The organism is Parendozoicomonas sp. 2304DJ65-17 (genome assembly GCF_058148445.1).
Genome location: NZ_JBYVJV010000015.1, coordinates 26093 through 42021, shown reverse-complemented (window position 1 = coordinate 42021; position 15929 = coordinate 26093). Strand labels below are relative to the sequence as shown.

General features: G+C 48.4%; 17 protein-coding genes. 10 read left to right on the top strand and 7 right to left on the bottom strand.

Annotated elements, in window-relative coordinates:
* Positions 1-64 precede the first annotated feature (64 nt).
* Together ACY2RR_RS23495 and ACY2RR_RS23490 are read left to right on the top strand one after the other, a co-directional pair.
* Complete coding sequence (locus ACY2RR_RS23495) at positions 65-1783, top strand: proline--tRNA ligase (protein WP_490110640.1); 1719 nt, start codon at positions 65-67, stop codon at positions 1781-1783.
* A 32-nt stretch (positions 1784-1815) separates the two neighbouring features.
* Complete coding sequence (locus ACY2RR_RS23490) at positions 1816-2376, top strand: lytic transglycosylase domain-containing protein (RefSeq protein WP_490110639.1); 561 nt, start codon at positions 1816-1818, stop codon at positions 2374-2376.
* A gap of 9 nt (positions 2377-2385) precedes the next feature.
* On the opposite strand, the gene ACY2RR_RS23485 is transcribed toward ACY2RR_RS23490, so the two are convergent.
* From ACY2RR_RS23485 to ACY2RR_RS23475, 3 genes are read right to left on the bottom strand one after another with little or no spacing between them, the layout of a single operon-like run.
* Positions 2386-2658 (bottom strand): acylphosphatase, encoded by a 273-nt coding sequence (locus ACY2RR_RS23485; protein WP_490110638.1) that lies wholly within the window; start codon positions 2656-2658, stop codon positions 2386-2388.
* A gap of 22 nt (positions 2659-2680) precedes the next feature.
* On the bottom strand, positions 2681-3145 hold the full coding sequence (locus ACY2RR_RS23480; protein ID WP_490110637.1) for a TlpA family protein disulfide reductase: 465 nt from the start codon (positions 3143-3145) through the stop codon (positions 2681-2683).
* Positions 3142-4422, bottom strand: a complete 1281-nt coding sequence (locus ACY2RR_RS23475) for a YihY family inner membrane protein (protein WP_490110636.1) — start codon at positions 4420-4422, stop codon at positions 3142-3144. The genes ACY2RR_RS23480 and ACY2RR_RS23475 overlap by 4 nt, the downstream gene beginning before the upstream one ends.
* Before the next feature lie 86 nt (positions 4423-4508).
* Here ACY2RR_RS23475 and arsC point away from each other — a divergent pair, with 86 nt between their 5' ends.
* The 3 genes from arsC to ACY2RR_RS23460 are packed head-to-tail and all read left to right on the top strand — an operon-like array spanning position 4509 to position 5835.
* A complete protein-coding gene (gene arsC, locus ACY2RR_RS23470) occupies positions 4509-4859 on the top strand; it encodes an arsenate reductase (glutaredoxin) (RefSeq protein WP_490110635.1) in 351 nt (116 codons plus the stop codon).
* Entirely contained in the window at positions 4859-5464 is a 606-nt protein-coding gene (gene wrbA, locus ACY2RR_RS23465) for an NAD(P)H:quinone oxidoreductase (RefSeq protein ID WP_490110634.1), read from the top strand. Before arsC ends, wrbA begins: the two co-directional genes overlap by 1 nt.
* Before the next feature lie 2 nt (positions 5465-5466).
* The gene (locus ACY2RR_RS23460) at positions 5467-5835 is read left to right on the top strand and encodes a DUF2069 domain-containing protein (protein WP_490110633.1); all 369 of its coding nucleotides are present in this window, start codon (positions 5467-5469) and stop codon (positions 5833-5835) included.
* A 42-nt stretch (positions 5836-5877) separates the two neighbouring features.
* Here ACY2RR_RS23460 and ACY2RR_RS23455 read toward each other — a convergent pair whose 3' ends face one another.
* The 4 genes from ACY2RR_RS23455 to ACY2RR_RS23440 form a co-directional block, all read right to left on the bottom strand.
* Positions 5878-7281, bottom strand: a complete 1404-nt coding sequence (locus ACY2RR_RS23455; protein ID WP_490110632.1) for a hypothetical protein — start codon at positions 7279-7281, stop codon at positions 5878-5880.
* 361 nt (positions 7282-7642) lie between these two features.
* A complete protein-coding gene (gene hda, locus ACY2RR_RS23450) occupies positions 7643-8350 on the bottom strand; it encodes a DnaA regulatory inactivator Hda (RefSeq protein WP_490110631.1) in 708 nt (235 codons plus the stop codon).
* A 42-nt stretch (positions 8351-8392) separates the two neighbouring features.
* Positions 8393-9499, bottom strand: coding sequence for an AI-2E family transporter (locus ACY2RR_RS23445; RefSeq protein WP_490110630.1), 1107 nt, complete (start codon positions 9497-9499; stop codon positions 8393-8395).
* A 29-nt stretch (positions 9500-9528) separates the two neighbouring features.
* Positions 9529-10683 carry a DUF2066 domain-containing protein gene (locus tag ACY2RR_RS23440; protein WP_490110629.1) on the bottom strand — a complete coding sequence of 385 codons (1155 nt, stop codon included), beginning with the start codon at positions 10681-10683 and terminating at the stop codon, positions 9529-9531.
* 261 nt (positions 10684-10944) lie between these two features.
* Here ACY2RR_RS23440 and purM point away from each other — a divergent pair, with 261 nt between their 5' ends.
* The 5 genes from purM (at position 10945) to ACY2RR_RS23415 (ending at position 15863) form a co-directional block, all read left to right on the top strand.
* Positions 10945-11991, top strand: a complete 1047-nt coding sequence (purM, locus tag ACY2RR_RS23435) for a phosphoribosylformylglycinamidine cyclo-ligase (protein WP_490110628.1) — start codon at positions 10945-10947, stop codon at positions 11989-11991.
* Complete coding sequence (gene purN, locus ACY2RR_RS23430; protein ID WP_490110627.1) at positions 11991-12692, top strand: phosphoribosylglycinamide formyltransferase; 702 nt, start codon at positions 11991-11993, stop codon at positions 12690-12692. The genes purM and purN overlap by 1 nt, the downstream gene beginning before the upstream one ends.
* Positions 12689-13471, top strand: coding sequence for a DUF3108 domain-containing protein (locus ACY2RR_RS23425; RefSeq protein WP_490110626.1), 783 nt, complete (start codon positions 12689-12691; stop codon positions 13469-13471). The genes purN and ACY2RR_RS23425 overlap by 4 nt, the downstream gene beginning before the upstream one ends.
* Before the next feature lie 105 nt (positions 13472-13576).
* Positions 13577-13984, top strand: a complete 408-nt coding sequence (gene gloA / locus ACY2RR_RS23420; protein ID WP_490110625.1) for a lactoylglutathione lyase — start codon at positions 13577-13579, stop codon at positions 13982-13984.
* A gap of 490 nt (positions 13985-14474) precedes the next feature.
* A complete protein-coding gene (locus ACY2RR_RS23415; RefSeq protein ID WP_490110624.1) occupies positions 14475-15863 on the top strand; it encodes an alanine/glycine:cation symporter family protein in 1389 nt (462 codons plus the stop codon).
* Positions 15864-15929 lie beyond the last annotated feature (66 nt).

Genomic DNA, 15929 nt, shown 5'->3' with positions numbered 1-15929 from the left:
TGCCTACAGTCCTGTGCCCCTTAGAATAACGGGTTTCTGAATATCAACGGCACAGCAGATTTCCATGCGCACAAGCCAATATTATCTACCGACTCTAAAAGAGACCCCTGCCGACGCTGTTGTTGTCAGCCACCAGCTGATGCTCCGCGCGGGAATGATCCGCAAACTTGCTTCCGGTCTGTACACCTGGCTCCCCGCAGGCAAGCGCGTACTGAATAAAGTTGAACGTATTGTTCGCGAAGAAATGGACCGCTCTGGCGCTCTGGAAAGCTGGATGCCGGTAACTGCTCCTGCCGAGCTGTGGCAGGAAAGTGGCCGCTGGGAAGACTACGGTCCCGAGCTGCTGCGTTTTAAAGATCGCCATAACCGCGACTTTGTTATGGGCCCAACTCACGAAGAAGTGTTTACCGACATGATTCGTGACGAATTGACCAGCTACAAGCAGCTGCCAGTCAACCTGTATCAGATCCAAACCAAGTTCCGCGATGAAATTCGTCCACGCTTTGGTCTGATGCGCTCCCGTGAATTCCTGATGAAGGATGCTTACTCATTCCACGTTTCTCAGGAATGTCTGGCGAACGAATACGAAAACATGCACAGCACTTACTGCCGTATTTTCGATCGTCTGGGTCTGGACTACCGCCCAGTAGAAGCCGATACCGGTTCTATTGGTGGTACTGGCTCTCACGAATTCCACGTTCTGGCAGATTCCGGTGAAGATGATATCGCCTTCAGTGACAGCAGTGACTTCGCGGCTAACATTGAAAAGGCTGAAGCTCTGGCCCCTGAAGGTGATCGCCCTGCTCCTTCCGAAGAGATGAAGCGCGTTCCAACTCCTCACGCCAAAACCATTGCAGAACTTGTTGAGCAGTTTGATCTGCCTATCGAGAAAACTGTTAAAACTCTGATTGTTAAGGCTGACGAAGAGAGCGAGCACGAGCTGATTGCTCTGATGGTTCGTGGCGATCACGAACTTAACGAAATCAAGGCCGAGCATCTGCCTGAAGTTGCCGCCCCTCTGGAAATGGCTTCCGATGCAGAAGTAAAAGCGGCTATTGGCGCTGGCTTTGGTTCTCTCGGCCCTGTTGGCCTGGAAATCCCCTGCATTGTTGACCGCACTGTGGCCAAGATGGCTGACTTTGGTGCAGGCGCTAACAGCGACGGTGAGCACTTCTTCGGTATCAACTGGGACCGTGATGCCAGCTTTACCCGTGTAGAAGATATCCGCAACATTGTTGAAGGCGATCCAAGCCCATGCGGCAAGGGCAAGTTGTTTATCAAGCGTGGCATCGAAGTGGGTCATATCTTCCAGCTGGGTAAAAAGTACAGCGAAGCCATGAAGGCCTCTGTTTTGGACCAGAACGGCAAAGATGCCACCATGTTTATGGGTTGCTACGGCATCGGTGTAAGCCGGATCGTGGCCTCTGCCGTTGAGCAGAACCACGATGACCGCGGCATTATCTGGCCAGACGCTATTGCTCCATTCCAGATTGCTCTGGTACCACTGAAGATTGAAAAATCTGAAGCTGTTCGTGAAACAACCGAAAAACTCTATAACGAACTGAAAGAAGCCGGTTACGACGTAATCATGGATGACCGCAAAGCCAGCCCTGGTGTGAAATTTGCCGATATGGAACTGGTCGGTATTCCTCACCGTGTGGTTATCAGTGACCGTGGTCTGAAAGAGGGCACCCTGGAATACAAGAATCGCCGTGAAGGTGAAAACGTTGCCATCGCTGTGGATGACGTTGTTGCCGAACTGAAGAACAGGGTGAAACTCTGATCGCTTCAGCGACAGCTAAATACCGGCAGGCCTTGCGCCTGTCGGTATTCCTTTCTTTTCTGCTTTTCCTTCCCAACCTTTTTGCCAGAACACCCGCTATTGATGAAGAGATGCGTGCTTACCTGGAAGACGCTATAGCTGACGCTGAAAGCTTTGAAGACCCCTATACCGCTGAAGTCTGGCTGGTTGATATGTCCTTACGGCTAGAGCGATACATCAAAGATCCGGAAGAAAGGCTCGACCTGCTCAGAACAGTTCACCGAGAAGCCAACCGTGTTGGTCTACAACCAGAACTGGTCCTTGCAGTAATTCATACGGAAAGTACATTTAACCGTTTTGCGGTTTCATCTGTGGGTGCCCAAGGGTTGATGCAGATTATGCCGTTCTGGCGCAAAGAGCTTGGACGAACGGATGATAATCTTATCGAGCTGGAAACCAATATCCGTTATGGCACAACCATTCTCAGCTACTACTTGAAACGGGAAAAAGGCAACCTCTCCCGCGCACTGGCACGCTATAATGGAAGCCTCGGAAAAACCTGGTATCCGGAAAGGGTGATGACCCGTTGGGAAAGGTATTGGTTGGTTAATTAACTTTCAGAGCTATCCGGTAGTAAAACCCGTAAGCTCTCCACATATAGCCTCTTCGACAAAAACCTTATCCACAACCGCTAGCGGTGGACCTTCATAAAGCCAGTCGTTTAACTCAACAACTGCACTTTCCTCTCCGCACATCATCACTTCTACACTGCCATCGTCGCAGTTTTTAGCCCAGCCTTTTACACCAAGCTGTTCTGCCCGCTGCTTTGTAGAAGCCCGAAACCAGACACCCTGCACCTTCCCTTGCACCTGTGCCTTTCTGCATACTCTAGCCATAGATTAACCGGTTCCTACATTATTAGTGAGACTGCAATTTCGCTATAGCCTGTTCCAGACTTTCCTTCGTTTGTGGCCCCAGCAAACGTTCCTGCATTTCACCCTTAGTATTTAAAATATATGTGGCAGGCAAAACTGGCGGGCGCTCAAGCTTTAATAGTTGAACCCTGTCCACCGCAACCACAGGGAATTGAATATCGAGCATGGCAACTTTGGAGGCCAATTCGGTTCTGGATTCCGCACCATCAAAATCCACGCCCCACACACGAATATTATTGTCTCCTTTAGCCAACTGATTCAGGTCTGGAATTTCTTCCCGGCAAGGGTCACACCAGATAGCCCAGTAGTTCACCACCAGCCAGGATTCTTTATCCTCCAGAGATAAAGGGCTTCCCTGAAAGTCTGTGAGACCAGGTTTGTCGCTGCAGCCACTCAACACTAACATCATGCCAAACAAGCAGCTGGTAATACGCAGTTTCAAAGTCATGATAACTGGCTCTCCCTGCTTGAAAGCACAGCATCTAAAGAACCTGATAATGAGTTATCACGCTCACGGTTCAACTCTTTGAGAGAACCAACAACACTCTGAAACCAATCAGGTTGCTGGGTTAGATTCAGCTGATCCAGCTCTCTATCAGAAGGCAAAGGCCAAGGGCAACGAGCAACAACAGAAGACAGGGAAACTGTCTGAAAAGAATGGGCAGGAACCAGAGCACCATGACTATTACGACCAAGTAATCCTTCCTGGGTGAGCCAGGATGTCACCTGCTCCCAATGTCTTTGACCAACCGGCCAGCCTTCGTCCTGAACCTGTTCCAGCATCGTAGCCTCTCCCCGTGCGAATCTTTGATGGAAGACCGCAAGGATAGCTACCATTGCCAAAATCGGGGAAAACTCTCCACCTTCCCGACTGCGGGGTTCTCCTAAAGCATGCACCAGCTCCGCGCCAAGTAGCACCAGAAGCCAGCTTAAAAAGATCCATAGCAGGAAAACAGGTACTGCAGCAAAAGCGCCATAGATAAACTCATACGTTGGCGACAATGTCAGGAACAGGGCAAACCCAGACTTCGCCAATTCAAACAACAGGGCAACGGTCACTCCACCAGTTAAAGCAAAACGGAATTGCACCCTGCGATTAGGAACAGTCAGATACAAAAGGGTAAAAGCCAGCGAACTCATAAAGATCGGCATCAGTTGTAGCAGAACACCTTTTACGCCAAGGATTGTTGTGGCCTGATCCACAAACCGGATTGTCGCTAAGTAAGAGCTGGCAGCAAATCCCAATCCAAGAAACAACGGCCCCAGACTCAGAATCGCCCAGTACAGCAGAAAACTGGTAACGGCCCTGCGATCTCCGCTGGTATGAAAAATACTGTTGATGGCATGGTCTATAGTTCGCAGCATCATTAATGCTGTGACCAGAAGAAAGCCCATACCAACGATGGTCAGGTTACGGGCTTGGGTGGAAAACGATGTTAGCCATTTGCTAACCGTTTCTCCGGCAGAAGGGACAAAATTAGAGAATACAAAATTTTGCAGCTGCTCCCCGATCCCCTGAAACGAAGGAAAGGAAGCCAGCATACTGTAGGTTACGGTTAATAACGGCACGATGGCAAAGAGCGTGGTGTAAGTCAGCGCGGCAGCATGATTCATACAGCCATCTTCCAGAAAGCGACTCAAGGTCATCGCCGTTACTCTGCGAGCCTGTCTGGCCTTCTGAAGAAATGTTTCGCCCGAAAACATCTGGGAATAATGCGCACTCATTATCGGTATACCCTTACCTGCCATCTGGATAGAATACACACACTGCTTTTACTTAAAAACCGAATAAAGCTTTACAGGAGAAGATCATGGCTGCAGTTACTATTTATCACAATCCTCGCTGTTCCAAATCCCGCCAGACTCTCCAACTGTTGCAGGAAAAAGGGATTGAGCCAGAAATTGTTCTGTATCTTGAGAACACTCCCTCAAAAGAAACTCTGGCCGAAGTCATAAACACTCTTGGAATTTCTGTTCGTGAACTTATCCGAACTGGCGAGAGTGCCTATAAAGAAAACAACCTGAAAGATGCCAGCCTTTCCGACCAGCAGCTTCTTGAAGCCATGATTGAACACCCCAAACTGATTCAACGCCCAATCGTACTAACAAATGGTCAGGCACGTATCGGTCGCCCACCTGAGTCCGTTTTGGAGATTCTGTAATGTCACAGGGTGACCAGGCATATATTCTTGTTCTGTATTACAGTCGGCATGGTGCAACCAAAGATCTGGCGTTAAACATAGCCAGCGGCGTTGAGAGCGTTGCAGGAATGACAGCCAGAGTGAGAACTGTTCCTGCTGTTTCAACAATGTGCGAAGCAACTGAAGAAAGTATTCCTGCTGAAGGTGCGGTGTACTGCACTGAGGATGACCTTCGCAACTGCAGTGGCTTGATCATTGGCAGCCCCACCCGTTTTGGCAATATGGCTGCACCGCTAAAGTACTTTCTTGATGGCACTACTAACCTCTGGCTGACCGGCGCATTAATCAACAAACCTGCCGCCGTGTTTACTTCCACTGCCAGCCTTCATGGAGGCCAAGAAAGTACGTTGTTATCCATGCAGATTCCCCTGCTTCATCACGGCATGGTGATTTGCGGATTGCCTTATTCCGAACCCGCTTTAACTCACACGACAACGGGCGGCACACCTTATGGAGCCAGTCATGTTGCCGGGCAGAACAATCAACCATTGTCTGATAATGAAAAACAACTCTGCATAGCACTTGGCAAGCGTGTCGCGAATCTGGCTATCAAACTGGAACAATAATAATGAGTTCATCTGCAGTAACTTTGGGGCCAAAGGCAAAAATCTGCTGGCAAGTGTCAGTGATTCTTTATGTATTGCTGCTGGTGACTATTTCGCTGGAACACTGGGTTCTGGCTCCACCAGCTGTTGATTCACCATGGCTGATCTGGAGTTTTCGGGTTCTGCCACTTCTTATCTTTGTGCCAGCTGTTTTTACTAAGCATGGACGAGGGTTTGCGTGGTTGGGGTTTGTCGTACTGTTTTATTTCACCAGTGGAGTGGTGAGTGGCTGGGCACATGAAAGTTGGATTGGTTGGTTATTAGCGGGAGAATCCATCGCGCTGTTTATCAGTACGATTTATTTTGTTCGATGGTTTTTTCAGGGCAAATAAAAAACGGCTCTTAAAAAGAGCCGTTTTTCCTACTTGAGCCTATTAGTCAGGCTTATCCATTTCATCGACATCTGACAGCATATTCAGATCATCTGTCAGAGACTCTATGTCAGCAACCTCGTTGGTGGCAGACATAAACGTTGCATCCTCAAGCTCTTCTTCGCGGTCTATATCATACTGTCGAGCTAGAGCATCCTCATCAATATCTAATGGGCTATCTGTGTACTGATCAAGATACATAGGTGCCCACTGGTTCTCACCAGGAGTTCTTGCATTAGGCATCTTAGGCAACTCTTTCACACCAGTGTCTGAAACATTTTCCTTTTCACTCAGGAAACGCTCAAGATTATGCTGCGCATGCCATAAAGCCTTTTGAGCCGCCGGAATCTGAACAGCAACCGCCTTGCTTCTCTGATGACTTCTCTCAGCCAAGTTCGTAAGGAACTTAGTCACAGCACCTACAACTTCATCTGCAACTTTTTTTCCAGCAATGAGCTTGGAAGAGTGAATCTTGTCGACAGCTTTCATAAGCTTACCAACCAGCTTTTCAAGCTTGGTTTTCTTAGCTTCCAGAAACTCCAACCGATCTGCAGCTTTACCTACAGCATCGTACATCATCATCTCGGCTCTTTGATTCGTGAATGCCTGATCCACTTCTTGAGACTTCTCAATGTTGGCCATTTGACGATGTGTTACAGCTTCACCATCATATTCAGGAGCATGAAGATGTCCGTCATCACCAACGGTGACCCTGTTCACCTGATCTGCCAGAAGAGTATCTTTGAATTCATTCAGTACACCTGAATGCTTTTCTTCACTAAACAGCTTTTTACCACCTTTCATTATGTTTTCATGCGACTCACGGGCAGCACTGTCAAGCCATGCTTCTCGACGATTTTCATCTAACTTATGCCCTTCCCTATAGCGATCAAGCGACTTTTTAGGAATTGCTTCAAAGCTGCCATCTGGTCTTGGTGCAAAATTAAATTTGCTTGGATCCATAACATTAGGATCATCACGCTCAGCATCTACTGTATTCAGATCCTTAAGCAGTTCCTTTGGCATAGATGGGCCCTTTTCAGGTCCAATCCGTGAGTCAGACTTATCTTTTTCCGTGCGCCTATCTTCAGTTTTCAGTTTCTTAAGTTGCTTCTTAAGCTGCTTTTTGGTTAAAGGCTTTTCTTTCTTGGCTGGCTCACCTGTCCCACCTCTCTGAGCCTCAAGCAGCTCTTTACTAAGGGGAGGAGCAGCCGGTGGAACCGTCACATTGGTATGAGGCTTACCTTCAAGATGAGCTTGCTGTTCAGCAGATGGCAACTGCTGCTCAGTTTTATTGCGAGCCTCAATCTCCATTGCCTTGTATTTTCCTTTGCGCAGAACTCGGTCTGCCTTATGCAACAGACTTTTACCTATTCCTATTAAACCACCAGTTCCTTCTGTCTTCATGGTGAAACCTCCGTGTGTGTACCATGTAATTTCTGACCGGACATATCTTTGCCCGTGACCACAACAATACTCGGATGGTTCCCGCCGGTCTGTTAGACAAAAGCATGAACCGACCCCCATATCGCTATGGCAAGGCTCTCTTAGGAGGTTCAGGGGAGGCAATTCAGGTACTCGAGTGTGCCGAACTGCAACGTACCACCTGTCTCGGCCAGAGATATTCCTTATCCATCACCATAGAAGGTTTTGGGTTAACAGCAGGAAATCAGAAAGGAAATGCACAGGGAGTGACCCGAAAACCTTTAGATAAAGGCTTCGGTTCAGGATTCAGGCAAGGTTTTGACAGAGATGGCCTACAAAAGGGCTACCAACCCATCACTTCCTTCACAAAAGGAATGCTGAGCTTCCGTTTCGCCCGCAAGCTGGCACCATCAAGCTGAGCAAGAACATCGAACAAGCTCTGCATAGTACGGGGGCTGCGATTAAGAATAAAACGGGCAACTTCTTCCGACAAATCAAGGCCTCTGAGGTGAGCCCGCAGGCGCAAGGTCATAACCTTATCGTGATCATCAAGAGGGTGAACCTGGAAAACCAGCCCCCAGGATAAACGAGACACTAGATCCGGAAGCTCAATTTCGAGCTGGCGAGGCGGGCAGTTCGCCGCAACAAGAAGACGTTTCCCACGTTCACGGAGTTCATTAAAGAGAGTAAAAATGGCTTCTTCCCAATGGCGATTACCAGCTATTGCCTCGATATTGTCCAGACAGACAAGATCAAGAGCATCGTACCCTTCCAGTACTCGTGGAGGATAATCGACCATTTCATCCATCGGAAGATAGGCGGAGCGAAACCCCAAACGATCTGTCTGGTGGCAGGCAGCCTGTAATAAATGGCTGCACCCGGCTCCCGAAGGGCCATATAAATAGAGGAAGGATTCCGGAGCTATACCATCGGCACACTTTTCCAGATCCAACATGTTCACCAGGGAATCATTAGGACCGGGATAGTAATTGGCGAAGGTGGCGTCATCCCTCAACTGCACACTAAGCGGTAATTGCAACGGCTGACTCATGTATCCGCTATGAATCGACGGTTTTGGCAGGTGACAACCATATCACGACTCCTCACTGGCATGATACAGGTGACTGCCCTTATAGTTGCCGTGAAGATGCACAAGAAGCACCATAATCACAGCTGCAACGGGTAAAGCCAGCAAAATTCCGGTAAAACCAAATAATTGGCCACCGGCCATTATGGCGAAAATCACCGCAACGGGATGCAGACCAATCTTGTCTCCCACCAGCAACGGTGTGAAAACCATACCTTCCAGAGCCTGACCAATCATAAAAACGACTACGACTCCGCCTATGGGTAACCAGCTATCAAACTGGAATACTGCCATTACCAGCGCAACGCCAATACCAACAATAAAACCCATATAAGGAACGATACTCGCCAGCCCAGCAACCAGGCCAACAAGCAAGGCAAACTGCAGACCGACAATCCAAAGGCCAACACCATAGGTTATGCCCAAAAGTAGCATCACCATCAACTGCCCTTTCAGGAAGGCAGCCAGTACTTCATCACACTCCCGGGACAGAGTCATCACAGTGGGAGCCAGGTTTCTTGGAATCAGATGACTGACATTTTCCGTTAAACGATCCCAATCCCGAAGAAGATAGAAAGTCACCACAGGCACCAAAAACAGATTGGCCAGAAAAGCCCCCATTGCTTTGGTTGAACCACCAATCGCTTCGGTTAAGTTTTTCAGGAGACCACCGGTCTTCTGCCACTCGCCAGACAATCTGGCGCTTAACTCTTTCAGGTTGAAGAGTTCTGGGCTGATGTCCACATACTCAGCCAGCCACGGCACAAAAACAGTTTGCAGCCACTGCCCCAAAGCTGGCAACAGCTCGATAACGTGACGAATCTGCTTGATGGCTCCGGGAACCAGAACCAGCAGCGTTAAAGCGAAGATCAGGATAACACCAAAAAACACCACGCAAACGGCTGCTGTTCTCCCCAACCCCAGCTTTTCCAACCGGTCAGCCAGAGGATCACCAAGATAAGCCAGCACCATAGAAATAAGAAAAGGTGTCAGTACCGGCCCCAGCAGATAAATCAGAACACCAGCAACAACCACAATACTGAGTATGAAGCTGCGCTGAGCAACCGTCATACTGCTGGCCGATGGCAGTTGTATTTCAGAGTTATCAGTCATCCTTTTCTTCAACCTCCTGCAAAACTCGGTTACTGGTACCAGCGGTAGTCGAAATCGGACAGCCACTGCATCGCATTAACTTGTTGCTCAGACCCATCTTGTATTGATGGCGTAGGGGTAACCAACTTACGTTCCAGATCAATAATGGCTCGTAACTGTTCCATAGAACCATCAATAGTCACTTCCAGAAGAACCTTACTTCCGCTGATTTGTACCGGCATCACCTGACGAACCGCTGTTAAATCCTCAAAATAACGAATCAGGTTGGCATAGACAGAAACCGTATCAACGCCATCAACAGAAATCCGTACCGGACGCCCCGGTGAGCCATCAGCAGTCACAGCATAGTAACCAGCCATTTGGCCAGCGACAGTGGAAAGCAAACGTTCAGACAATTCTTCCGGTTTAATATCCCGGAAATCAGAACTTATAACCTGCCTCTGAAAAAGAAACAGCGAACGGGCATTGAACAATCCTTCACCTTCTGTAGAGGGCCACACCCGAATAGCGAGAACTGTATTCACACCATAACGCTTTGAGGCCTGCTGAATAGGATCAGCAAACAGTCCCCATAACTCTGAAACAGCCAAAGCTCCCGCATCTTCAAAATCCATCAATGGATAAATCAGCGGAACACCCCATTCACTGGCAGCATGATCCAGATTGTCCCGAATAACAGAAGGCTGACTGCCTCCGACCATCTCCCGGCGCCCTTCCTGCTCACGGGTTATCCAGACAAGAACGGGAGGACGGCCCGCCCCCCAGATAGCCAACCCTTTCTTCCTGAGCAAATCATTCAGTGCCGTTTCATTAAAACTCACTTGTAATAAATAGCGCTGCCAGGGCTGCCGACGATCTACTTCCGGCTGCTCCCGGTAATTAAACCGACTGACCAGATTACCTGCCTGCTTACGAATATCTGCCAGCTCCAAAACTGTCGGAGCCTGCGCCTGCCCTGTTACTCTTTGCAGAACAATATCCAGACCACGCTTGAACCCTGCCTGCCGGCTGGCATCACTCTGGTCAGCAACAGGAATCCAGGCCTCGTAAAGATTTCCGGCCTGACCACTCGCCGCCTGCACCTGCCCAGCCCAGAGGGCGAACAGCAGAACACTGAGAAACCCCATCAATCTGCCATGGGAGCCAACTGTTTTTTGCGTGGTATGTTGAATCTGGAGACACATATCCCTCCAGTGAAGAAACCATCTCCGGTAAAGAAGCATTGTCATTACGTCTTCAGGCCATCCCGGTAATCATGAAAATAAACAGTTATTGTCGACCATTGTGCCACAACTTAGCCCTCGGGTATGACCACTGATACAACATATAGTGCGAGATACACCGAAAGCCCTTCTATAGATAGCCGAAATCCCCTGCGGCTGATACAATCCTGCGCCAGCTCATCACCCAAAATCCCACTTTTCTTCGAGAGTCAGCATTTAAAAATGACCGAGAATAAAGGATCGCTCAGTTACCGTGACGCAGGTGTCGATATAGATGCCGGTAACGCCCTCGTGGATCGCATCAAGCATGTTGCAAAACGCACCCGTCGCCCGGAAGTTATGGCGGGACTCGGAGGCTTTGGAGCTCTCTGTCAAATTCCCAAAGGTTACAATGAACCTGTTCTGGTATCTGGCACCGACGGTGTAGGTACCAAACTTAAACTGGCTATGGATCTTAATCGTCACGACACCATCGGCATCGATCTTGTTGCCATGTGTGTAAACGATTTGATTGTCTGCGGTGCAGAACCTCTGTTCTTCCTCGACTATTACGCCACCGGCCATCTAAATGTAGATGTAGCTGCCAGTGTTGTTGCCGGCATCGGCAATGGCTGCGAAATGTCCGGCTGTGCCCTGGTTGGCGGAGAAACCGCGGAAATGCCAGGCATGTACCAAGGCGAAGATTACGATCTGGCCGGTTTCTGTGTTGGTGTTGTTGAAAAAGACCAGATTCTCGATGGCAGCAAAGTTCAGGCTGGCGACGCTTTGATCGGCCTCGCATCCAGCGGTGCCCACTCCAACGGTTACTCCCTGATTCGCAAGATTCTGGAAGTGAATGAAACCGCTCTGGATGAAGAACTGGACGGCAAGCCTCTGGCGGATCTGCTGATGGAACCAACCCGCATTTACGTTAAGCCAATGCTGGAACTTATTAGTAAAGGTCTGGTTAACGCCATGAGCCATATTACTGGTGGCGGCTTGCTGGAAAACATTCCACGGGTGCTGCCTGACAATACAAAAGCTGTGATTGATACCAACAGCTGGGAAATTCCTGCCCTGTTCAAGTGGCTGCAACAAGGTGGCAATGTTGAACAGAAAGAAATGTATCGCACCCTGAACTGTGGCGTCGGTATGGTTGTTGCCGTTCCTGCAGAGAAAAAGCAGGCAGCTATCGATCTGCTCACAGCTGCTGGCGAAACCGCCTGGAAAATCGGCTCTATTGCTGATGCGGCCGAAGGCGAAGAACAGGTAGAGCTGACCGGACTGTAATGACCAGCACTGAAATGACAAGCCCTTCAGATCAAAACCTTAACGACGACCGCCTGCCGGTCGTCGTTCTTATTTCTGGCAGTGGCAGTAACCTGCAGGCACTGATTGATACCCAAGAAGATATCGGCATTCGTATCGCTGCAGTTATCAGCAACAAACCTGATGTCCTTGGTTTAAAACGGGCAATGGAAGCAAAAATTCCAGCCGAAGTGTTAAATCATAAAGATTACGAAACCAGAGAACAGTTTGATCAGGCCCTCATGAACCTGATTAATGGTCACAATCCAAAGCTTGTTGTTCTTGCCGGTTTCATGCGCATACTGACACCAGAATTCACCCGCTTTTACGAGAACCGTCTTCTCAACATTCACCCTTCTCTGCTGCCTAAATACAAAGGCCTTCACACCCATCGAAGAGCTTTGGAAGCTGGCGACTCTGAGCATGGTGTCACTGTTCACTTTGTAACCGGCGAGCTGGATGGCGGCCCTCCGGTGATCCAGGCGCGCATTCCTGTACGTTCCGGCGATACAGAGGAAACCTTGCAAAAAAGAGTCCTGATACAGGAACATATCATCTATCCTGTAGCCGTTGGCTGGTTTGCCAGTGGCCGGTTACGCCTTGAACATAACAAGGCTCTACTGGATAACACCCCCCTGCCTGCTCAGGGGTTCCAACATACGGTACTTTCAACTCCTGAATGATGAAACTGATTCCTGCAAACCTGCGCTCCTGTATTACGGGAGTTGTCGCCCCTGTATTGTTCAGCGGGCTGATTATTTCCGGCAACGTTAATGCCGCTGCCCCTCAAGCCACACTTCTACCCTATGAAGCAAGCTACAATGCCAGCCTGAGTGGCGTTCCCATTAGTGGTAATGCCAAGCGTTCCTTGGTTCGAAACAACGACAATAGCTGGACTCTGTCATTCAAGGCCGACATGCTGATTTACAGCTTCGATGAAGAATCCCGCTTCCGCTTCAACAATGGAAAGATTCAACCCGAAAGCTACAACATGGAAAAAGGAGCTCTCGGGAAGAAAAAAACTGCAGCCGTTGACTTTGACTGGGGTAAAAAATTTGCCCTCAGCAAAGAAAATGAAAAAAGCTGGAACGTATCACTCCAACCCAATGATTTAGATCGTATAAGCTATCAACAGCAGCTTCAACTTGATGTTGCTACCGGTTTGAAAGAGTTTACCTACAACATCATTGATGAAGATGAACGGGATAACTACACCTTCAAAATCGATGGTGAGGAAGTACTGGACACTCCTGTCGGCAAACTGAATACAGTTCGCCTGAAGATGGTTCGCGATAACAACAAGCGCCAGACCTGGATCTGGCTGGCCAAAGACTGGAACGATCTTCTGGTTAAGTTGAAGCAAACCGAAAAAGGAAAGGATTACATCGTGTCTATAGATAAAGCCACGGTGAACCATAAAATCCTTAAAGGAGAGAAAACAGCTACGGCTAACTCCCAGTAACGACTCTCCTGTTTTTATCGTACAATTATCCAATCCCTCCTGCCGCTTTGCAGAGAACCTGTAAGCGGCAACTTATTTTCCACACAAGCCTGAGCGAGCATTATTATGCAACTCCTTCACACCATGATCCGCGTTGGTGACCTCGATCGTTCCATCGCGTTCTACACTGACATTCTTGGCATGAAGCTGCTGCGCAAGTCAGTTAATGAAGAATACAAATACACCCTGGCTTTTGTGGGCTACGGCGATGAGTCCGATACGGCCGTTATTGAACTGACTTACAACTGGGGCACTGAAAGCTACGAGCACGGCACTGCTTTCGGACACCTCGCCATTGGCGCTGACGACATTTATGCGACCTGTGAAGATATTCGCAAAGCCGGTGGCAAGATCAGCCGCGAACCTGGCCCGGTAAAAGGCGGCTCTACTCACATCGCTTTTGTTGAAGACCCCGATGGCTATAAAGTTGAATTGATTCAAATGAGCCAGGCAACTAAAGGTCTCGAAGGTTAACTTAAAGACACTTTAGTGATTCTTTCAAAGCGTCACCTAAATTGGTGGCGCTTTTTTATTGAACTAAACAAAAGAGAATAAATAGAGCTTATACGACACAATAAAATTAATTTAATCTCACGTCACTCAAATTAATTAAAAAACATGTTTGTTAACCACAAGATAATTCACTGAAACTGTAGAACATAAACTTTTTGTAAAGGCCAGTTTACCGATAATAAAACGTTTAAAAACTTGCTCCAGGACAGTTTTTGCAGCGAACAAGGTACATAGAATCCAGACAACAGCTTCAAGCCTGCAAGAACTATGAGTATTTATAATCATACTGCACAGTTACTACAAACTGCTGACCAGCTTCTCTCCCGCATAGACCAGCGAGCTTACTCGACAGGCTAAAGCCAAATCGCTCAAAGAATTTCTTCTTTCACTTGATTTAGAAAAAACAAAAAACCTCTTAATTCGCCATCACAAATCCATAGGAGAATTAACCATGGATGCATTAATGTCGATAGTTGACTGGGCTAATAGCCTGCTATGGGGCTACGTCTTAATATTTCTTCTTTGCGGGACTGGTATTTATTTCACTGTTAAATTGCGCTTTCCTCAGGTTCGTCATTTCAGCCGTTCCGTGAAATACGCGCTGGGTGGCACCAATAAAGGTCAAAGCGCAGACAACAAGGGAATGAGTTCTTTCCAATCCTTAACGACAGCAGTGGCTGCACAGGTTGGTACCGGTAACCTGGCCGGCGCAGCAACAGCAATCGCAGCCGGTGGCCCTGGTGCAATCTTCTGGATGTGGATTACTGCCTTCTTTGGCATGGGTACCATCTTCGCAGAATCTGTACTCTCTCAGGTTTACAAAGAAGATGTGAATGGTCAGACCCGTGGTGGCCCTGCTTACTACTTAAGCAAAGGTGTTGGCAGCAAGGCTCTTGGTGCCTTCTTTGCTGTAACCATTATCCTGGCTCTCGGCTTTATCGGTAATATGGTGCAGGCCAACTCCATTGGTGATGCCTTCTCCACAGCCTTTGGCATTCCCCCTCTGGCTGTAGGTGTTGCCGTTGCTATTCTGGCCGGCCTGATTTTCAACGGTGGCGTGAAAGCAATTGCATCTTTCACCTCAAAAGTCGTACCAGTGATGGCTATTATGTACATCGTTGGAAGCCTTTTTATTTTACTAAGCAACTTTGATGCTGTTATTGCCGGCTTCAAAATGATCTTTGTCGGTGCCTTTGACCCTGCTGCTGCTACGGGTGGTTTGCTGGGTGCAACGATTAAGGAAGCTGTTCGTTACGGTGTTGCCCGCGGCTTGTTCTCCAACGAAGCAGGTATGGGTTCTACTCCTCATGCGCACGCTGTTGCAAAGGTTCGTCACCCGGTTCAACAGGGTAACGTCGCCATGTTCGGCGTATTCTTTGATACTTTTGTCATCCTGACGATTACGGCTCTGGTGATCCTGACTGTACCCATTGATGGCAACACCACTGGTATCGCCCTGACTCAGGCTGCCTTCACCGCTGGCATGGGGTCCTTCGGCGGCGTATTTATTGCCATCGCTCTGCTGTTCTTCGCCTTCTCCACCATTATTGGCTGGTACTTCTTTGGTGAAGCCAACATTCGCTTCCTGTTCCGTAACGACAGCGACAAAGCTGTTAAGGTTTACTCTCTGATCGTTATGTTGTTCATTGTGCTGGGCTGCACATTGAAAGTTGAGTTTGTCTGGACTCTGGCAGACTTCTTCAACGGCATCATGGTATTCCCTAACCTTGTTGGCCTGCTGATTCTGGCGAAAGTTGTTAGCACTAAGCTGAATGACTTTGAAGAAACCTTCCTGCCAGAGGAAGAAGGCAATACTGGCGAAGCTATTAAGCAGAACTAATCAAACGCACATCTCACCCTAAGATAAAAAACCCGCTTAAATTAAGCGGGTTTTTTCATATTTATC